Consider the following 18,604-nt stretch of genomic DNA (forward strand, 5'->3'; position numbering starts at 1 on the left):
CGGAATTCACTCGCCGGCGGTGAAGCCGCTCTCCGAGCCACCCTGGCCCTGGAGGTTCTCGGCGACCATGCCGTGGCCGGCCACCACGGTGTTGTTGTGGCTGTGCATGTCGGCGTGGTAACCGGCGAAGCTGTGCGCGCTGGCGGTGGTGGCGGTGCCGACGACCGTGAGGCCGGCCACGGCAAAGCCGATCAGGGCGGTGCGAATTCGCATGCGTATTCCCCTTATCCGGCGGGCCGAGGATTTCGACCCGTGCTGACGACGAGAATGCACCACCTGATGATGCGACGGTTAACTGCATACGGACTTCTTCACCCTGTTGGCGGCGATGGACCCGCCGACCGGGTTGGTCAGCCCACCGGTCCGTCGCGAAGCCGACCCGGCTTGGCGAGAAGAAGGACGACAGGGGCCATCTAGGTCAGATCCTGTCCCAGTTCTCCGGCATCCTGGACCCCGTGACCACCGACACCCCCGCCCGCCTGCTGAACCTGCTCTCGCTGCTGCAGACCCCGCGCGAGTGGCCCGGCAGTGAACTGGCCGAGCGGTTGAGCGTGACCCCGCGCACCATCCGCCGCGACGTCGAACGGCTGCGGGACCTGGGCTACCCCGTCCAGGCCAGCCGCGGCGCGAGTGGCGGCTACCGGCTGGCGGCGGGCAAGGCGATGCCCCCGCTGCTGCTGGACGACGAGGAGGCGGTGGCCATCGCGGTCGGCCTGCGCACGGCGGCCGGCAGCGCGGTCAGCGGGATCGAGGAGGCCTCGGTGCGGGCGCTGGCCAAGCTCGCCCAGGTGCTGCCGGCCCGGCTGCGGCACCGGGTGAGCACCCTGGGTGCGGCCACGGTGCCGCTGCCGGGGGCGGGCCAGGGCGTCGATCCGGAACTGCTGGCGGTGCTGGCCGGTGCGGTGGCGGGGCCGGAGCGGCTGCGGTTCGCCTATCGGGCCGCGGACGGCGCGGAGAGCCGGCGCCTGGTCGAGCCGCACCGGCTGGTGGCGACCGGGCGGCGCTGGTACCTGGTGGCCTACGACAACGACCGCGAGGACTGGCGGATCTTCCGGGTCGACCGGATGGAAGCGCCGCTGCCGACCGGCGTCCGGGTGCCGCCGCGTGAGCTGCCGGCGCCGGACGCGGCCGCGTACGTGGCGACGAAGCTGCGGCTGCGCGGGGAGGTCCACCGCGCGGTGGTGCTGCTCCGGCTGCCGCTGGCGCAGGCGGTCCGGAGCCTCGGCGGGGCACCGGTGGAGCTGACGGAGGTGGACGAGGAGAGCTGCCGGATGCGGACGACCGCCGACAGCCTGGAGTGGATCGGCTTCCGGCTGCTGGCACTGGGGTGCGAGTTCCGGGTCGAGGAACCGGCCGAACTCGTGGACCACCTGCGACGGCTGGGCGAGCGGATCAGCCGGGCCACCGAGACCGGGGCCGGGCGGGAGTGACCACCTTGGAGCGACCGCGCCGAATCGCCCGTCCGGCCCGGGCGCGCTGCCCTGGCGGGGCGTGACGCGGGCGCTAAAGTCGCCGGGCATGTCATGTCTCTGAAGGAGCGTCAGGTGAAGATCGACCGCGTGGTCACCGGCGGCCCGTGCTGGGTCGAACTGGGGACGGCGGACCCGGCCGCCGGCCAGGTGTTCTACGGCGAACTCTTCGGCTGGCGCGCCGAGACCGACCCGCGGCCCGAGGCCGGCGGCTACACCATGCTGCTGCGCGAGGACGCCCCGGTGGCCGCGCTGACGCCGCTCTACGCGCCCGGCCAGTCGAGCGCCTGGGCCGTCTCGTTCGCCGTCACCGACGCGGACGCCACCACCACGGCCGTCACCGAGGCGGGCGGGCGGGTGGTGCTCGGGCCGCTGGACGTTTTCGACGCCGGCCGGTTCGCGGTGGTCGCCGACCCGGCCGGGGCGGTCTTCGCGCTCTGGCAGCCGCGCGCGTTCGGCGGCGCCGCCGTCTTCAACCAGCCCGGTTCCCTCGGCTGGGTCGAGCTGCTGACCCGGGACGTGCCCAGGGCCACCCGCTTCTACCCCGAGGTCCTCGACTGGAGCGTGACGGCAGGCGAGTGGTACACCCAATGGGGGATCGACGGCGCCGACTTCGGCGGCATGATGCGGATGGACGAGCACTTCCCGGCCTCGGTGCCGGCGCACTGGCGGCCGTACTTCGCGGTGACCAGCGTGGACGACACGGTGCGGGAGGCCGGCCGGCTCGGTGCCGAGACGCTGATGGCGCCGATGGACCTGGCCGGTGGCCGCCGGATCGCGGTCCTGCGCGATCCGCAGGGCGCGAGCTTCGGCGTCTACCCGGCCGGTACCGAGGGGTGACGAGGTCGCTCGCCGACCTTGCTGCAAACGCCACTATCTGAGTTATCGTCGGATTGTCAGTGCGGCACGGAAGGGGAGGGATGACCGTGCGGCGCAACCCTGGACCCCACCCCGACCCACCTCCGCGCGGGCCTCGGCGCCGGCCGCTGCGCGCGCTCGGCCGCCAGCTGAGCCAGGCGTTCGGCGGCGATCTCGGCCCGCTCGGGCGGCCGCTGGACCGGGCCCGCAGCCGGGGCCGGCTGCTGGCGGCGCTCGGCCTGATCCTGGCGCTGCTGCTCGGCTCGCTGCTGTCCGTCCGCGGGGTGGCGAGCGCGCCCCGGCAGGCCGCCGCCCGGGCCGCGCACCTGCACCAGCTCCCCGCCGAGGTGCTCGGCCCGCCCCGTCCTGACGCCACCGCACCCGCCTACCGCTTCGACGGCGGCGACCGGGTGACGGTGCGTTGGAACTACCCGCCCGGGCACACCGGGACCGCCCGGATCGACTTGCCCCGGTCGGCTCTGGCGGGCGACACGCTCCCGGTCTGGGTGACCGACGACGGCCGCCTCGGCGGCTCGCCCCCGAGCGCGGTGGGTCTGGCCGTGCTGGCGGCCGGGATCGGCACCGGGGTCTGGCTGCTGCTGAGCGCGACCGTCCTCACCGGCCACGTGCTGCGCCGCCGCGCGTTGGAGCGCCGCGCGCTGCGTGACTGGGCCGCCGGGTGGGCGAGCGTCGAGCCGCACTGGTCGGGCCGGTTGCACGGGCGGCCGGGCAACACCGCGCCCTGAGGTGGCCGTGCGCTCGGCGACCTGGCCGAACGCTCAGCCCAGTGGCGGCAGTTCGGTGCGGGCGTGGCGGCCCAGCCGGTCCAGCGCGTCGACCATACCGGCCGCCTCGGCCTCGGAGAGGGCGCCGCGCAGCAGGCGGCGCGCCTCACGGGTGTGCGCGGCGGCGGCCGTGAGCAGGGTCTGCTCGCCGTGGTCGGTCATGGCGACCAGCTGCACCCGCCGGTCGGTGGGTGACGGGGTACGGGTGACCAGGCCGGCCTCGATCATCCGGTCGATCAGCCGGGTCGCGCCGCCGCTGGTGAGCACCAGGCCGCCGGAGAGCCGGCTCATCGGGGTCCCGTCCGGCTCGGCGGCCAGGATCAGCAGCACCTCGAACATCGAGTGGCTGATCCCCGCCTCGTGCTGGATCGCGCCGCCCAGCAGCCGCTCGATCAGCGCGGAGGTGTTGAGCAGCACGCCGATCGCCTGGATCCCGGGGTCGGCGGCCACCTGCGCGGCGCGGTGAAGTGGTTGATCGGGATCCGGCACGGTGGGGTCTCCATTCAGGGGCGGACGGACGGACGGACGCCGACGCCGCCGGTCCAGTCGGGACCGGCGGCCGACGCGCCGTCAGTAGCCGCAGGCGAACCGCTCGCCCAGGTGCTGGGGCTGCTCGATCTCGTCGATCACGGCCACCGCGTAGTCCTCGACCGAGATCCTGCTGGTGCCGTCCGCGGCGGCGACCAGCTGCTCCTGCGCGGTGCGGTAGTCACCGGTGCGCTCGCCGGGCTCGATCGTCGCCGCCGGGCTGAGGCTGGTCCAGCTGACGTCGCTGACGGTGCGGTAGTAGTCGAGCGCGTCGCCGTGCGCGTGCATGATCTGCAGCAGCCACTCGGGCAGGCCCGGCGCGTCCCAGACCAGGCTGCCGTCCGGGGTGCGCAGCGAGCCGGCGCCACCGACCGAGATCAGCCGTGGCGCCTGGTCGCCGAGCGCGCGCAGGCCCTCGACCAGGGAGCGGGCGGCGGGCTCGATGGTGGCCAGGTGGCCCGGGCCGTCCCCGCCGCCGACCGCGCTGACCAGCACGTCCTGTCCGGCGGCCGCCGAGCGGACCGAGGCGGGGTCGAGCACGTCGCCCTTGGTCACGGTGAGCGACGGGTGGCTCTCGGTGATCTTGGCGGGGTCGCGGACCACGGCGGTGACCTGGTGGCCGCGGTGCAGCGCCTCGCGCACGATGGCGCTGCCGATGGTGCCGTTGGCGCCGAAGACTGCGATCTGGGACATCAGGGTTCTCCTCGGAGATACGGGTCCGGCGGCTGCCCGGACTGTCATCTGACTCAACAGTATCTGACTCAGCAGATATTTCCGGAGCCTCGGGATTCCTTCCGGAAGCTCAGGCTTCTTTCGGCAGCAGCGCCCGCACCGCCTCGACGGTGTCCGCCTCGGCGGCCGACTTGTCGCTCCGGTAGCGCAGGACTCGGGCGAAGCGCAGGGTGACCCCGTCCGGGTAGCGCGGGGAGCGCTGCACCCCGTCGAAGGCGATCTCCACCACCAGGTCGGGCCGCACCCGCACGCCCCAGGCGGGCCGCTCCACCGCGAGCCGCTCCAACTGCTCGGTCTGCCAGGCGAGCAGCACGTCGGTCAGGCCCTTGAAGGTCTTGCCGAGCATCGCGAACGAGCCGTCCGGCCGTCGCGCGCCCAGGTGCAGGTTCGACAGCCGCCCGGCCCGGCGCCCGTGGCCCCACTCGGCGGCCAGTACCACCAGGTCAAGGGTGTGCACCGGCTTCACCTTCAGCCAGGCGCTGCCACGGCGCCCGGCCGTGTAGGGGGCGTCGAGCGCCTTGACCACCACGCCCTCCTGGCCGCGGGCCAGCGCGGCCTCGGTGAACGCGGTGGCCGCCTGCCGCGCGGCCGGGTCGGCGGGGTCGGCCACCACCAGCCGGCGCACCCGAAGCGGCGCCGGCACCAACCGGTCCAGCTCGGCATCCCGGTCCTCGGTGGGCAGTTCCAGCAGCTCCCGGCCGTCCAGCGTGAGCAGGTCGAAGAAGGCGGGGGAGAGCGGCAGCGACTCGGTGGCGCCGGGGACGTCCAGCCGCGAGCCGACCCGCCCTGCGATCTCCTGGAACGGGCGCGGCCGACCGGTGGTCGGGTCCACCGCGATCACCTCACCGTCCAGCACCGCCCGCTCGGCGGGCAGCGCCAGCGCGGCGGCCACCACCTCGGGCAGCCGGTCGGTGATCTCCTCCAGGGTCCGGGTGAAGATCCGCACCGTGCCGCCGTCCCGGTGCACCTGGATCCGGATCCCGTCCAGCTTCTCCTCCACCGCGCACGGGCCGAGCTGGTCCAGCGCCTCCTCGACGCTCTTGGCGGTGTGCGCGAGCATCGGCAGCACCGGGCGGCCGACGGTCAGCCGGAACCGCGCCAGCGCGTCCGGGCCCTCGGCCAGCAGTGCCCTCGCCACCGCGCCCAGCGTGCCGCCGAGCATCACCGCCCGGCGCACCTGCTCGGCGGGCGCCTCGCTCGCGGCTGCCAGCGCGTCCACCGCGAGCGCGTCCAGGGCGCCTTGGCGCACCTCGCCGCCGATCAGCCGGATCAGGAACTCCTGCTCGGGTTCGGTGGCCGCGCCCAGCAGCGTGACCAGTAGCCGGCGCCGCTCGGCCTGCGCACCGGTGCCGCGCACGGCGGCCAGCCCGGTCAGTGCCGCGTCGACCTGATGGACCGTCAGGCTTGCCGTCGGGGCGGCCGGGACGGGCTCGGCGAGCACGCTCCAGCCCACCCCGAGCCGGCCCTGCGGCAGCCGTCCGGCGAGGTAGGTGATCACCATCGGCGCCTCGGCCGGCTCGGTGGCCCGGAACAGCTCGGCGAGCAGGGCGGTCTTGCGCGAGCGGGCCGAGGTGGCGGCGACCTCGCGCGAGGTCCGGGCGAGGTCGGCCAGCAGCATGGCCTCATGCTCGCTCGGTGCGGGGGCTCGGGCGCCGGTGACACGCCGTGGCAGGGGGGTCCCGGGTCGCGGTGGCCGTACTCGGCCGGCGAGCGCCGCAGCTGTTAATATATGCGTCAGCTAGTATATATATCCAGACAGGGGTGGAATGATGGGCCAGTCGCTGCCACGCGGATTCGTCTCGTACACGGCCAACATGGGCCTGAAGGACAGTGCCGACGACTTCGCCGTCGTCCTCTCCGAGACGCCCGCGGTCTCGGCCGCCGTCTTCACCCGCTCCCGGTTCGCCGGCCCCAGCGTGCTGCTCAGCCGGGGTGACGCGGCCCGCCAGGACGCCCGGGGCATGGTGGTGATCTCCCGCAACGCGAACGTGGCCACCGGGAAGGCCGGCGCCGCGCACGCGGCGGAGGTCCGGCGGCTGGTCGCCCAGGCGGTGGGGGTGGCGCCCGAGCAGCTGGTGATCGGCTCGACCGGGGTGATCGGGCGGCCCTACCCGATGGAGTCGATCCGGGCGGGCATCGCCCGGATCCCCGAGCCGCTGCCGCCGGCCGACTTCCAGGCCGCCGCTGCGGCCATCATGACCACGGACACCCGCGCCAAGTCCGTCCATCTGCGCTGCGGCGACGCCGTGTTGGCCGGGATCGCCAAGGGCGTCGGGATGATCGAGCCGAACATGGCCACCCTGCTCACCTTCTTCTTCACCGACGCCGACCTGCCGGCCGCCGAACTGGACGCGGTCTTCCGGCGGGTGATGGACCGGACCTTCAACGCGCTGAGCATCGACACCGACACCTCCACCAGCGACACCGCCGCGATCTTCGCCAACGGCCAGGCCGGGCCGGTCGATCCCGCCGCCTTCGAGGAGGTCCTGTACCAGGCGGCGCTTGCCCTGGTGCGTGACATCGCCTCGGACGGGGAGGGGGCGAGCAAGCTCCTCGAGGTCCGGGTGACCGGCGCCCGGGACGCGGCCCAGGCGAAGCGGGTCGGCAAGTCGGTGGTCAACTCCCCGCTGGTGAAGACCTCCGTGCACGGTGCCGATCCCAACTGGGGCCGGGTGGCGATGGCGATCGGCAAACTCGACGAGGACGCCGACCTCGACCCGGCGAGAACGACCATCCGTTACGGCGCGTTGGAGATGTTCCCGGACGAGCCGGACGAGGAGCGGCTGGCCGCGGCCGCGGCGTACCTGACCGGGGCGGAGGTCGTCATCGGCGTGGACCTGGGTCTGGGTGACGGTGAATTCGTGGTCTACGGATGTGACTTGACGCCGGAGTACGTCGAACTGAACTCCGGCTACACGACCTGACCGGCCGCTCTCCGGGCCGCTCCCGCTCGCAGGCCCGCGGGGAGCAGACTGGAGGCATGTGCCGAAGCATCAAGACTCTCCGCCCGCCCGTCCAGCTCGAGGTCACCGAGGAGGACATCCACGCCGCCGCCCTGCAGTACGTCCGCAAGGTCTCCGGCTTCCGGGCCCCGGCCGCGCACAACCGTGCGGTGTTCGACCAGGCGGTCGCGGCCATCGCGGCGGCCACCACCACGCTGTTGGCCGGCCTCGAGGTGCGGGGCGCGGCGGGCCGGCAGCCCCAGGAGTAGCGAAACGCCCGTGGTACCGGCCGGGCCGGTACCACGGGCGTGACGCTGTCTCCGGACGTCAGCGGTGCGCGCTGCGGCGGCGGGTGAAGACCACCGCGCCGACGCCGGCGGCGAGCAGCACGGCGCCGCCCACGCCGAAGGTGACCAGCTGGCCACCGTTGGTGCCGGTGAAGGCCAGGTTGGTGGGCGTGGCGGAGACCGGCTTGACCGACGGCGTGCCGACCGGCTCACCGGTGGCAGGAGCCGAGGGCACCGAAGGGCTCGCCACCGTGATGGGGGCGGCCGAGGTGCTCGGCTTGACCGTGCCGCTGACCGGGGCGGACGGCTTGGTGACCGGCGGCTTCGGGGCGGACGGGGTCGAGCCGCCGCTGGGCGTGCCGTTCGCCGGCGGCGGGGTGGTGGGACCGGTCGGGGCGGGGGCCGAGTCCGACGGGCTCGGGGAGGGCGGCGGGGTGGGCGGCGGAGTGCCCTGGCAGGCGGTGCCGCCGTTCCACGCGGTGATCAGGTTGTCGGGGAAGACGCCGTTCGGGTACTTGGGCAGCGGGCCGCTGACCCCGTCGTACTTGGTGGCGCCGTTGTAGAGGTCGATCTGTCCGAAGCAGGGCGGCAGGCTGCTGCTGATGTCCAGCGTCGCCTGCCGGTGGTCCTGGCTCAGTGTGGTGGTCGCCCAGCCGAGGAAGGTCTGGGTGCCCGAGGTGCCCCAGGTGGGGCCCTGGGTGCTGTACGAGGCCAGCGAGACCTGGTACGAACAGCCCTTGCTGACGTCGCCGTCCAGCCGGACCTGGATGGTGCCGTGCGGCGCGGACATCCGGCCGCCGGTCTGCCAGTGGGCGCCGTTGTCGACCGAGTACTCGATCGCCGCGTCACCGCAGCTCTCGTGGGCCTGGGCGGGCCCTGCGGCGACGAGCGGGGCGGCCGCGGCTATGCCGAGGGCCGCCAGTGCCGGAAGAATCCGGCGCAGAGGGTGGTGCACGAAGCTTGCTCCCTGAACGTAGGTGCGCAGAGTGTGGCGCGCACGAACCCGGCCGGTCCTGGGACCCGCCGGAGTCGTTGCGTCTGAGAGCGGGACGATATCCGACGGTCGGCCCCGTCTCGCGACCGGGGCGGGCGGTGCGGTTGACGGCTCGTCGGCGCGGAACTGACCCGGCGTCAGCCGGGCGTTCAGCGGACGTTCAGCAAGCGTTCAGAGATCCGACAGCCTCAGTCGGCCAGCTCCGGATCGACGGCCGGAAAGGGCGTGGCCAGCCGACCGACCAGGCCGAGCAGCCGGGTCTGCGGGGCGGCGTCCGGCGCGGTGGGCACCGGTGCGGCGAAGCGCTCGCTGGCCGCCAGTCGATCGGTGTACGGGGCGACCTCGCGCAGCGCGAACTCCACCAGCTCGGGTGCGAGATGGGTGTCCTGACCGGTGGCCCGGGCCAGGTCCCAGGTGTGCACCGCCAGGTCGACGGTGAGCTGCGCGCAGTAGTCCAGCGCCGGGCGGTCGCCGTAGGAGAGGTGCACGGTCAGCATCAGCGCGTGCGGCACGCCGAACGCGGCGCGGGCGCCGGCCGCGGCCCGGGCCCAGCCGGCGGCCGGGTCGGCGCCCAGCACGTCCCCGGCGAACCGGTCGCCGACCTCCGCCAGGGTGGCGCCGAGCAGCAGCTCGGGCGCCCAGAGCTGCTCCGCGGTGAGGTGGTTGACCAGCTCGCGGACCGGCCACGCGGCACACGGGGTCGGCGCCGGCCACTGGTTGGGCGCCACCCCCTGCACCCGGCGGCCGAAGGAGGCAAGCGCTTCGCGGTACAGGCGCAGCACCTCGCGCTGCCGCTGCTCGGTGCGCTCGCGGCTCATCGGGGCCTCCTGTGACCGGCGTCGGGTGTCACTGCGGGGTGGCCTCGATCCGGGCGGCGCTCTCCCGGGCGCGGGCGCCGGAGCGGGTACGGCCGGCGGTGACCAGGCGGTTCGGGAAACGGCGCAGGTACTCCGCCTCCAGTGCGGCCGAGCGCTCGGTGTGATGCCGCAGGGCGTCGTCGGACCCGTACATGAAGGTCTCGTGCCGGGTCCGGTGGAGCTGTTCCAGCTCGTGCAGCAGGCGCTCGTCCTGCAGGTCGCGGGCCGCGATGCCGTCGGCAACGCCGTCCGTGGTGGCGGTCGGTCGCATGGCGGGTGCCTCCTCGGTGGTCGACCTCGCGGGTCGTGACCCCCCTGTCTACCCCGGTGCCCCCTGCGGAGCGCCGGAAACCGGACCGGGCCGGTGGCGCGGCGCGGTCTCGCGCACCGCGAGCAGCCGGGTGCCGATCTCCTGCAGGTCCTTGCGGCGCAGCGTGGCCCGCAGCCGCGGGAACCACTCGCGTTCCTCCTGGCTCATCTGCTGGGCGGCGGCCGACAGCAGCGCGTCCACCAGGCCGGCGAAGCTCTGGTCGGTGGCGGGCCGGGTGGCCACCTCCTCGCAGAGGCGGTCGATCGCGGTGTGGTCCCGGTAGTCGCGCAGCGCCTCGTGGGCCGGATCCCGCAGCAGTGCGCTGACCAGCGGATACAGCACCTCGTCCACCAGGTAGGCGTGGACCGTGAGGTCGTGCACGATCTGCTGCGCCAGCTCGCCACGCGCCGCGACCTCGCCGGGGTCGAGGGCGCGATAGTCCCTGAAGAGCTGTTGCAGCTCCTTGTGCTCCTGCTTCAGCAGCACGATCGCGTCAGTGGACATCCGCTCTCACCTTCTCGGCCTCGCGTGTCCCCTGAAACGATGGTGCCAAATCGAACGGTCCGCCGGGCGGCCTGGCCGATCGGGTACGGCCGATCGGGGGACGACGGCCGGGCTCGCCCGGCGGACCGCATGGTCACGGCAGCGGGATCCGGCCGCGCAGGATCTCGTGCCACAGCTGGCGCAGCCGGGTCGACGGGCTGCCCGGCCCCAGGGAGGGAGTCCGCCCGGTGGCGAGCACGGCCGCCTCGGCGACCCGCTCGCGGCTGCGCCGCCACTGCTCGAATCTTCGGGCCAGCACGGGATCCTCGGCCATCAGCCTGGCCTCGATCCGTCGGCTCTCCCGAGCCTCCTGCCGTGAGAGGACCATGATCCTCACCTGCTGTCCTTTCGGCCCTTCCACCGTGGGACGCACCGTCGGGCCTCAGCGCTCCGGCGCCCCGCCGTCGGCCAGCAACTGCGCCAGGTCGTAGCCGACCGGCTCCTCCAGCTGGCCGTAGTCACAGCTTTCGGGGGACCGGTCGGGCCGCCACCGCTGGAAGCGGGTGGTGTGCCGGAACCGGGTCCCTTCCATGTGATCGTACGCGACCTCGCACACCAGTTCAGGGCGGAGCGCGACCCACCGCGCGTCCTTGCCGCCGCTCCACCGGCTGGGCGCGCCGGGCATCCGGCTCGCCTCGTGCGCGCTCTCCTCGGTCCAGGCCGCCCACGGGTGCTCGGCCGGGTCGGCCAGCCGCAGCGGGGCCAGCTCCCCGGCCAGCTCCCGCCGGCGGGCGGCGGTGAACGAGGCGCAGACGCCGACATGCTGCAGCCGGCCGGCCGCGTCGTACAGGCCGAGCAGCAGCGAGCCGACGCCCTGGCCGTCCTTGTGCTCGCGGTAGCCGGCCACCACGCAGTCCGCGGTCCGGCCGTGCTTGATCTTGAACATCGCGCGGACGCCCGGACGGTAGGGCTGGTCCAGGGGCTTGGCCACGATTCCGTCCAGGCCCGCGCCCTCGAACCTGGTGAACCAGGTCCGGGCCAGCTCCCGATCGGTGGTGGCGGGCGCCAGGTGGACCCAGGGGCCGGCTCCGGCCAGCGCCCGGACCAGCGCGGCGCGGCGCTCGGCGAGCGGTTCGGCCATCAGCGAGCGGTCGCCCAGCGCGAGCAGGTCGAAGGCGATGAGGCTGGCCGGGTTCTCGACCGCGAGCTTGCGCACCCGGGAGGCCGCCGGGTGGATCCGCTCCTGCAACTCCTCGAAGTGCAGCCGCCCGTCGTGCGCGATGACGATCTCGCCGTCCAGCACGCAGCGCGGCGGCAGTTCGGTGCGGCAGGCGTCGAGCAGCTCGGGGAAGTAACGGGCCAGCGACTTGCCGGTGCGGCTGGCCAGCTCCACCTCGTCGCCGTCGCGGAAGACGATCGCCCGGAATCCGTCCCACTTGGCCTCGTAGTGCAGGCCGGCCGGGATCTCGTCCACCGCCTTGGCCAGCATCGGCTCGACGGGGGGCAGCACGGGAAGGTCCATGGCACTGATGGTGCGTCACCCGCGCGCGGCCCGCAGCGCGTGGATCTAGCGTGGAACACATGGGCGAAGCCGTTGAGCTGCAGGTCGGGGAGCGGACGGTCAGGCTGTCCAACCCCGGCAAGCTGTACTACCCCGGCCCCGGCTACACCAAGCTGGACGTCGCGCACTACTACCAGGCGGTCGCCGAGGCGGCGCTGCGCGGGCTGCGCGACCGGCCGACCACCCTGCAGCGGTTCCCGGACGGGATCGAGGGCGAGTTCTTCTACCAGAAGCGGGCCCCGAAGAACACGCCCGACTGGCTGCCGACCGCCCGGATCGCCTTCCCCAGCGGGCGGTTCGCCGACGAGATCTGCCCGAGCGAACCGGCCGCCGTGCTCTGGGCGGCGAACCTGGGCTGCCTCACCTTCCACCCGTGGCCGGTGCGCCGCGGCGACACCGACCGGCCCGACGAGCTGCGCCTGGACCTCGACCCGCAGCCGGGCACCGACTTCTCCGATGCGGTGCGTGCCGCCCACCAGCTGCGCGAGGTGCTCGCGGAGTACGGGCTGACCGGCTGGCCCAAGACCTCCGGCGGGCGCGGCCTGCACGTCTACGTGCCGATCCGCGCCGACTGGCACTTCGCCGAGGTGCGGCGCTGCGCCATCGCGCTCGGCCGGGAGCTGGAGCGGCGGATGCCGGAGCGGGTCACCACGCACTGGTGGAAGGAGGAGCGGGGCGTGAAGGTCTTCGTGGACTACAACCAGATGGCCCGCGACCGCACCATCGCCTCCGCCTACTCGCTGCGGGCCCGCCCCGAGGCCACCGTCTCCACCCCGCTGCGCTGGCCGGAGCTGGACGCCGCCGCGCCCGGCGACTTCACGCTGCGCACCGTGCCGGCCCGGCTGGCCGAGCTGGGCGATCCGTTCGCCGAGATGGCCGGGCAGGCCTTCGGGATCGAGGCGGTGCTGGAGCTGGCGGACCGGCAGGAGCGCGACGAGGGGCTGGGTGAACTGCCCTACCCGCCGGACCACCCGAAGATGCCGGGGGAGCCGCGCCGGGTGCAGCCGAGCCGGGCCCGCAAGGAGTGACGCCCTAACCCTGCGCCGCCGGGTGCCGCTCCTCGGCCGGCGCCGGCACGGTGCCGCGCGCCGGGCGACGGCGCCGGGAGCGCAGCGCGTGGAGTGCGGCGGCGACGGTCACGGCCAGGGCCGTCCACGGCACCACATCGCCGATCCGGTCGTACCAGGTGCGGGCGCCGGGTGCGGGCAGTGCGAGCCGGACGGTGAGCACGCCGCGCTGTCCGGTGCCGTAGCGGGCCAGCTCGCGGCCCTGGGCGTCGAAGGCCACCGACACGCCGGTCAGGGCGGCCTGCACCACCGGGCGTCCGGTCTCGGCGGCCCGCAGGGCGGCCAGTGAGGCGTGCTGCTCGGGGGCCCAGCTGTGCTGGAAGGTGGAGGTCGCGGACTGGTAGACGAGCAGCTGCGCGCCTTGCAGGACGGCGGTCCTGGACAGGTCGGGGAAGGCCGACTCGAAGCAGATCAGCACCCCGGTCGGCAGCGGTTGCCCGGTGCGGTCGACCGGCTCGAAGAGGTGGAAGCTGTGGCCCGGGGTGCGGTTCTCGGCGGCCGCCTTGCTGATCCCGGTCAGCCAGCCGAGCGCCGAGCGGAACGGGATGTACTCGCCGAACGGGACCAGGCGCATCTTGGCGTACCGGGCCTGGATGCCGCCCTGGTCGATCAGCACCGCGTCCTTGGAGATGTTCCCGTCGGCCTTCCGGGCGTCCTCGTTGACCAGCAGCTCGCTGCCGGTGGTCGCGGCGAGCGCGCGCAGCCGGGTGAGCGCGGCGGTGTCCCTGGCCAGGTCGGTGGTGACACTGCTCTCGCCCCAGACCACCAGGTCCGGACGGTCCGTCAGGGCGGTGGTGAGCGCGGCCGAGGCGTCCAGCCGGGAGGCCCCGTCGGGGGTGAGGCCCGGCTGCACCAGGGCCAGGGTGGCGGAGCGCACCGGACGCGGGGCGGCGGTGAGCGCGAAGGCGGCGGGGCCGGCGAGCAGCAGGGCGACGGCGGTCAGCGCGCCGAGTGCCCGGACGGCGCCGCGCGCGGCGAGCAGCGCGATCAGCACGGCGGTGTTGACCGCGACCAGTACGGCGCTGAGCAGCCAGACGCCGCCGATCGAGGCCAGCGCCAGCACCGCGGGGTGCTGCCACTGGGTGGCGCCGAGCAGCGCCCACGGGCCGCCGAGGGCTTGCCAGGAGCGGGCGAACTCGGCGACCACCCAGACCGACGGCAGCACGACCAGCGCCGCCAGCGCCCGACGCGCCGTCAGCGGGGGCCGCAGCAGCGCCCAGGCCGCCAGGCCGAGGCCGGTCTGCAGCGCGCCGAAGACGATCGCGATCAGCGGCAGCGCCGGACCCACCGAGGGCAGCAGCCAGTACATCGCGGCCAGCACGTACCCGGTGCCGAACCACCAGCCGCGCACGGCGGCTTCACGCGCCCGCGGGGCGGCGCGGAACAGCAGCAGCGCCGGGATCAGGCCGACCCAGGCCAGCGGCGCCAGGTTGAGCGCGGGGAAGGCGAGCACCGGCAGCATGCCGGCCACCAGCGAGCCGTAGCGGGCGGGAACGGTGAGCGCGGCGCGTAGCGACATGGGCCGATTGTCCGCTTCCGCACTGGTCAGCACCATGACACCGGCCCCTTCGGTCGCGCGTGTCGCAGCGTCGGCGGGGTGTGCCGAGCCACCCGGACGGACGTGGTTGCTGACGCCGGGTCAGCTACCGTGCCCGATAGCCTGCACCGTACCGCCCTGGAGCTGTCCCGGAGTGGCCCTGGAGAGGAAAACGATGTCGGACGACACTCACACGATGCTCTTCGTCACCTTCGACGATCCGGCCGCCGCGCACGCCGCCTTCACGGAGGCGAAGGAACTGCCGGGGGCGCGGCAGGCGGCGGTGCTGCGGCGCTCGGCCCAGGGGGTGCTGGACACGCCCGAGAGCTGGGTGCGCGGCGCCGGGGCGCCGACCGTGGCCAGCGGGATCGTCGGCGGCCTGCTCGGGCTGTTCGGCGGCCCGATCGGTGTGCTGCTCGGCTGGACGGCCGGCACGGTGGTGGGCGGGGCCGCCGAGTGGCGACACTTCGAGGAGGGGGCCGAGGGCCTGCTGGTGTACAGCAAGGACCTGGCCGAGGGGTGCGCGATGCTGATCGTGGAACTGCACGAGCGCCATCACGAGCCGGCCGACGAGCTGGCCGCCCGGCACGGCGGCAGCCTGTTGCGCCGCCCCGCCGAGGAGGTGGCCGCCGAGGTCAGGGCCGCCGAGCGGGCGGCCGACGAGGCCACCCGCGCGCAGCGGGGTGAGCGCGGCGAGGAGTGAGCGGCGCCGGTCGATCCGGGCTGCCGCGCGGTGTCCGCCTGCTGGCGGTCCCGGCGGTCCTGGTGGTCTGCGCCGGGCCCGCGCTCGGTGGCTGCTCGGGCGGGACGGGACACGGGTCGCCCGACGCCGGCAGCACGGGCTCCTGGAGCGTGCGCGGCGAGAACGCGCTGCCCGGCACGGCGGACTGGGCCATCACCCGGCCGGGAGCCCCCGACGAGATCCAGGGCTATGCCGACCACGTGGGCGTCCGCCCCGGGACGGCGGTGCGGCTGCTGGTCTCCACGCGGGCGAGCTCGTTCACCGTGCGCGCGTACCGCTTCGGCTGGTACGGCGGCGCGCGGGCGCGGCTGGTGTGGACCTCGGCGCCGGCGGTGGGCGAGCGCCAGGCGGCCGCCGTGGTGGACGGGCGCGGCACCGCCGTCGCGCCCTGGCGGCCGAGCCTGACCGTGCCCACCGACGGCTGGCCGCCGGGGTCCTACCTGCTGCGCCTGGACGCGGCCTCCGACGGGCAGCGCTGGGTGCCGCTGACCGTCGAGTCCCCCGCGACGGCCGGCCGGGTGGTGCTGCTCCAGCCGGTGACCTCCTACCAGGCCTACAACACCTGGGGCGGCGCCAACCTCTACACCGGCCCGGACGGCACCGCGGCGACCAGGGCCCGAGCGGTCGCCTACGACCGGCCGTACCAGGACGAGGACGGCGCGGCGGACTTCTTCACGCTGGAGCAGCCGCTGGTGGTGTACGCGGAGCAGCTCGGGCTGCCGCTGGCCTACCGCACCGGACTCGACCTGGAGCAGGACCCGGGCGCGCTGGCCGGCGCCGCCGCGGTGGTGAGCGAGGGACATGACGAGTACTGGTCGCCCGCCATGCGCGCCACCCTCACCGCGGCCCGCGATCACGGGGCCAACCTGGCCTTCCTCGGCGCCAACGCGATCTATCGCCGGATCCGCTTCGAGTCCTCCGCGCTGGGCGCCGACCGGGTCGAGGTCAACTACAAGGTGCCGCAGGAGGATCCGCTCTACGGCAAGGACGACGCCCAGGTCACCGGGAACTGGCCGGATCCGCCGGACGCCGACCCGCAGAACGCGCTGACCGGGCAGGGCTACGCCTGCTACTCGAGCACCAACGGGCCGCTGGTGGTGGCGGATCCGGGGCACTGGATCTGGGCCGGCAGCGGGGTGCTCGCCGGGCAGCGGCTGGCCGGGCTGGTGGGCCCCGAGTCGGACCACGTCGACCCGGTGAACCCGGCGCCCGCGCCGCTGACGGTACTGGCGCACTCGCCGGTGGCCTGCGCCTTCGGGCCGGCGACCACGGCCGACGCCACCTACTACACCGCGCCGAGCCGGGCTGGGGTCTTCGACGCGGGGACGGAGAACTGGGTCTGCGCGCTGCGCGATGACAGCTGCCCCGGGGTGCCGGACCAGGTGCGGCAGGTGGTCCGTACGGCCACCGCCACGCTGCTGGCGAAGTTCGCCCAAGGAGCTGCTGGTTGACGGTACGTCAGATCGGCCGCCCGCCTATCACGCTGACCGCGTCGGCCCCCGCGCGGCAGCCGGCGGCGGTGGCCGCGGCGAGGTCGGCGCCGCGCAGTCGGGCGGCCAGGAAGGCGCCGGTGAAGGCGTCGCCCGCACCCGTGCTGTCCACTGCCGAGGTCGGCACGCCGGGGACGTGGGCCAGCACCGCGCCGGCCTCGGCGGCGAGCGCCCCGGCCGGGCCCAGGGTCACGACGACCTGCCCGAAGGCGGCGCTGAGCCGCTCGGCGGCCTCGGCCGGGTCGGTGGCGCCGCTCAGCAGGCGGGCCTCGGCCAGGTTGGGCAGCAGCAGGTCGGCGCCCTCGATCGCGGCCAGGAAGGCGTCGACGCCGAGCTGTTCGATGAAGCCGGTGGAGGACGGATCGACGCTCACCGGCACCTGCGCGGCCCGGGCGGCGGCGATCGCGAGCCCGGCCAGCGCCCGGCCCGGCGCGCAGAAGAGCAGATAGCCGGAGAGGTGCAGCCGGCCCGCGCCCACGAGCAGCGCCGGGTCCCAGTCCGCGGGGCCCAGGTGGTGGGCGGCGCCGCTGTCGGTCACGAAGCTGCGCTCGGCCGCCGCGTCCACCAGCGCGATCACCGTCGCGGTGGCGGCCTGTCGATCGACCGTCAGGGCGGGTCGCACGCCGGCGGCGAGCAGCTCGGCCCGGTGCCAGTCGGCGAAGTCGGCCCCGACCCTGGCGAGCAGCCGCGTCTCGGCTCCCGAACGGGCGGCCCAGGCAGCGGTGTTGGCGGCCGAGCCGCCGGGGCGCAGGGTGATCCGCGCGGCGGTGTCGGTGTGCGGGGCGAGCGGGGCGCCGAGCAGGGCCACGATGTCGGTGGCGATGTCGCCGATCACCAGCAGCGCGCCGGGCGCGCCGGTCACTGCTGCGTCCCCGCCCAGTGCGCGGCGATCTCGGCGGCGAGGCGGACGTTGCCGCGCACCGCGGCCAGGTTGGCCTCCAGCGAGGCGCCCTTGGTGTGCTCGGCCAGGTGGGCCAGCAGGAACGGCGTCGCCGCCTGTCCGGTGGCGCCCGCCAGTTCGGCCGCCGCCAGCCCCTCGGCGAGCACCCGGTCGTGCAGCAGTGGATCCAGCTGCTCCTCGGCGGGTACCGGATTGGCCACCACCAGGGCGGCCTCCAGGGCGCCGAGTTGATCCTGACGGAGCATCAACTGCGCGACCTCGCCTGCCTGCTGGACCGTCCAGTCGACCGGGCGGCCGGAACTGCTCAGGTAGAAGCCGGGGAACTCGGCGGTGCGGTAGCCGAGTACGGTGATGCCCAGGGTCTCCAGCCGCTCCAGGGTGGCGGGTACGTCCAGGATCGACTTCACCCCGGCGCAGACCACGGTGATCCGGGTCCGGGAGAGCAGGGTGAGGTCGGCCGACTCGTCCAGGGTGCTGGCCCAGCCGCGGTGCACGCCGCCGAGGCCGCCGGTGGCGAAGACCCGGATCCCGGCCCGGGCGGCCAGGAAGGCCGTGCCGGAGACGGTGGTCGCCCCGCTCGCGCCGGTCGCCAGCGCCGGGGCCAGGTCGCGGAAACCGAGCTTGCGCAGCGCCGGGTCCTCGGCGACCCGGGCCAGCTGCGCCTCGTCGAGGCCGACCCGGGCCGTGCCGTCCAGCACCGCGACGGTCGCCGGGACGGCGCCGCCGGCCCGGACCAGCTCCTCCAACTCCCGTGCCACGGCCAGGTTGCGCGGTCGGGGCAGGCCGTGGGCGATGATCGTGGACTCCAGGGCGACCACGGGACGGCGGTGGGCGATGGCGTCGCGCACCTCGTCGGACAGGCGCAGGGCAAGCGTCGGCTCGGTCATCCCGTAATCCTGGCTCGCGCGGGGGCCTTCAAACCTGGTGGCGGTGAACGCGCGGCGGTGGGCAGACGGCGGCCCCGGCGGGCCCCGGCTCGGCTCGTGGGTGTCAGTCGTCGCTGAAACACTCCGAGCCCGAGCGGGCCCGGCCGGGGGCCTGGCCAGAGCCTGGATCAGGGT

General features: G+C 74.7%; 21 protein-coding genes. 8 read left to right on the forward strand and 13 right to left on the reverse strand.

The window, feature by feature from the left end; all coding sequences use genetic code 11:
- Positions 1-6: 6 nt before the first annotated feature.
- Positions 7-213, reverse strand: coding sequence for a hypothetical protein (locus tag P3T41_RS27195; RefSeq protein WP_280693152.1), 207 nt, complete (start codon positions 211-213; stop codon positions 7-9).
- A 242-nt stretch (positions 214-455) separates the two neighbouring features.
- On the opposite strand from P3T41_RS27195, the gene P3T41_RS27200 reads away from it, so the two are divergent.
- From P3T41_RS27200 to P3T41_RS27210, 3 genes are all read left to right on the forward strand, one after another.
- Positions 456-1,430 carry a YafY family protein gene (locus tag P3T41_RS27200; protein WP_280693153.1) on the forward strand — a complete coding sequence of 325 codons (975 nt, stop codon included), beginning with the start codon at positions 456-458 and terminating at the stop codon, positions 1,428-1,430.
- A gap of 114 nt (positions 1,431-1,544) precedes the next feature.
- Complete coding sequence (locus tag P3T41_RS27205; protein ID WP_280693154.1) at positions 1,545-2,309, forward strand: VOC family protein; 765 nt, start codon at positions 1,545-1,547, stop codon at positions 2,307-2,309.
- 86 nt (positions 2,310-2,395) lie between these two features.
- Positions 2,396-3,073, forward strand: a complete 678-nt coding sequence (locus P3T41_RS27210) for a hypothetical protein (protein ID WP_280693155.1) — start codon at positions 2,396-2,398, stop codon at positions 3,071-3,073.
- A 33-nt stretch (positions 3,074-3,106) separates the two neighbouring features.
- Here the strand turns inward: P3T41_RS27210 and P3T41_RS27215 are convergent, their stop codons facing one another.
- The 3 genes from P3T41_RS27215 to P3T41_RS27225 all read right to left on the reverse strand — a co-directional run bounded on the left by P3T41_RS27215 (position 3,107) and on the right by P3T41_RS27225 (position 5,990).
- Positions 3,107-3,601 (reverse strand): MarR family transcriptional regulator, encoded by a 495-nt coding sequence (locus P3T41_RS27215; RefSeq protein ID WP_280693156.1) that lies wholly within the window; start codon positions 3,599-3,601, stop codon positions 3,107-3,109.
- Between the two features lie 81 nt (positions 3,602-3,682).
- Positions 3,683-4,333, reverse strand: coding sequence for an NAD(P)H-binding protein (locus tag P3T41_RS27220; protein ID WP_280693157.1), 651 nt, complete (start codon positions 4,331-4,333; stop codon positions 3,683-3,685).
- Between the two features lie 109 nt (positions 4,334-4,442).
- Positions 4,443-5,990 (reverse strand): ATP-dependent DNA ligase, encoded by a 1,548-nt coding sequence (locus P3T41_RS27225; protein ID WP_280693158.1) that lies wholly within the window; start codon positions 5,988-5,990, stop codon positions 4,443-4,445.
- A gap of 148 nt (positions 5,991-6,138) precedes the next feature.
- Here P3T41_RS27225 and argJ point away from each other — a divergent pair, with 148 nt between their 5' ends.
- Together argJ and P3T41_RS27235 are read left to right on the forward strand one after the other, a co-directional pair.
- Positions 6,139-7,296, forward strand: a complete 1,158-nt coding sequence (argJ, locus tag P3T41_RS27230; protein ID WP_280693159.1) for a bifunctional glutamate N-acetyltransferase/amino-acid acetyltransferase ArgJ — start codon at positions 6,139-6,141, stop codon at positions 7,294-7,296.
- A gap of 56 nt (positions 7,297-7,352) precedes the next feature.
- Positions 7,353-7,583 (forward strand): DUF2277 family protein, encoded by a 231-nt coding sequence (locus P3T41_RS27235; protein WP_280693160.1) that lies wholly within the window; start codon positions 7,353-7,355, stop codon positions 7,581-7,583.
- 58 nt (positions 7,584-7,641) lie between these two features.
- Here the strand turns inward: P3T41_RS27235 and P3T41_RS27240 are convergent, their stop codons facing one another.
- The 6 genes from P3T41_RS27240 to P3T41_RS27265 all read right to left on the reverse strand — a co-directional run bounded on the left by P3T41_RS27240 (position 7,642) and on the right by P3T41_RS27265 (position 11,767).
- Positions 7,642-8,556, reverse strand: coding sequence for a hypothetical protein (locus tag P3T41_RS27240; protein WP_280693161.1), 915 nt, complete (start codon positions 8,554-8,556; stop codon positions 7,642-7,644).
- 227 nt (positions 8,557-8,783) lie between these two features.
- Entirely contained in the window at positions 8,784-9,413 is a 630-nt protein-coding gene (locus P3T41_RS27245) for a TIGR03086 family metal-binding protein (RefSeq protein ID WP_280693162.1), read from the reverse strand.
- 28 nt (positions 9,414-9,441) lie between these two features.
- Complete coding sequence (locus tag P3T41_RS27250; protein ID WP_280693163.1) at positions 9,442-9,723, reverse strand: DUF6158 family protein; 282 nt, start codon at positions 9,721-9,723, stop codon at positions 9,442-9,444.
- A gap of 48 nt (positions 9,724-9,771) precedes the next feature.
- Positions 9,772-10,266: a hemerythrin domain-containing protein gene (locus P3T41_RS27255; RefSeq protein ID WP_280693164.1), complete on the reverse strand. Its 495-nt coding sequence runs from the start codon at positions 10,264-10,266 to the stop codon at positions 9,772-9,774.
- A 133-nt stretch (positions 10,267-10,399) separates the two neighbouring features.
- A complete protein-coding gene (locus P3T41_RS27260) occupies positions 10,400-10,633 on the reverse strand; it encodes a DUF3040 domain-containing protein (RefSeq protein ID WP_280693246.1) in 234 nt (77 codons plus the stop codon).
- Positions 10,634-10,687: 54 nt separating this feature from the next.
- Positions 10,688-11,767, reverse strand: a complete 1,080-nt coding sequence (locus P3T41_RS27265; protein ID WP_280693165.1) for an ATP-dependent DNA ligase — start codon at positions 11,765-11,767, stop codon at positions 10,688-10,690.
- Between the two features lie 59 nt (positions 11,768-11,826).
- On the opposite strand from P3T41_RS27265, the gene ligD reads away from it, so the two are divergent.
- Complete coding sequence (gene ligD / locus P3T41_RS27270; RefSeq protein ID WP_280693166.1) at positions 11,827-12,834, forward strand: non-homologous end-joining DNA ligase; 1,008 nt, start codon at positions 11,827-11,829, stop codon at positions 12,832-12,834.
- A 4-nt stretch (positions 12,835-12,838) separates the two neighbouring features.
- Here ligD and lnt read toward each other — a convergent pair whose 3' ends face one another.
- A complete protein-coding gene (lnt, locus tag P3T41_RS27275; RefSeq protein WP_280693167.1) occupies positions 12,839-14,392 on the reverse strand; it encodes an apolipoprotein N-acyltransferase in 1,554 nt (517 codons plus the stop codon).
- A gap of 193 nt (positions 14,393-14,585) precedes the next feature.
- On the opposite strand from lnt, the gene P3T41_RS27280 reads away from it, so the two are divergent.
- Both P3T41_RS27280 and P3T41_RS27285 read left to right on the forward strand, forming a co-directional pair.
- A complete protein-coding gene (locus tag P3T41_RS27280; protein WP_280693168.1) occupies positions 14,586-15,113 on the forward strand; it encodes a histidine kinase in 528 nt (175 codons plus the stop codon).
- The gene (locus tag P3T41_RS27285) at positions 15,110-16,603 is read left to right on the forward strand and encodes a N,N-dimethylformamidase beta subunit family domain-containing protein (protein ID WP_280693169.1); all 1,494 of its coding nucleotides are present in this window, start codon (positions 15,110-15,112) and stop codon (positions 16,601-16,603) included. Before P3T41_RS27280 ends, P3T41_RS27285 begins: the two co-directional genes overlap by 4 nt.
- Positions 16,604-16,610: 7 nt before the next feature.
- On the opposite strand, the gene P3T41_RS27290 is transcribed toward P3T41_RS27285, so the two are convergent.
- Together P3T41_RS27290 and P3T41_RS27295 are read right to left on the reverse strand one after the other, a co-directional pair.
- Entirely contained in the window at positions 16,611-17,504 is an 894-nt protein-coding gene (locus P3T41_RS27290; protein WP_280693170.1) for a PfkB family carbohydrate kinase, read from the reverse strand.
- Positions 17,501-18,430 (reverse strand): pseudouridine-5'-phosphate glycosidase, encoded by a 930-nt coding sequence (locus P3T41_RS27295; RefSeq protein WP_280693171.1) that lies wholly within the window; start codon positions 18,428-18,430, stop codon positions 17,501-17,503. The genes P3T41_RS27290 and P3T41_RS27295 overlap by 4 nt, the downstream gene beginning before the upstream one ends.
- Between the last annotated feature and the right edge of the window lie 174 nt (positions 18,431-18,604).

Source organism: Kitasatospora sp. GAS204B, assembly GCF_029892155.1.
Lineage (GTDB): Bacteria > Actinomycetota > Actinomycetes > Streptomycetales > Streptomycetaceae > Kitasatospora.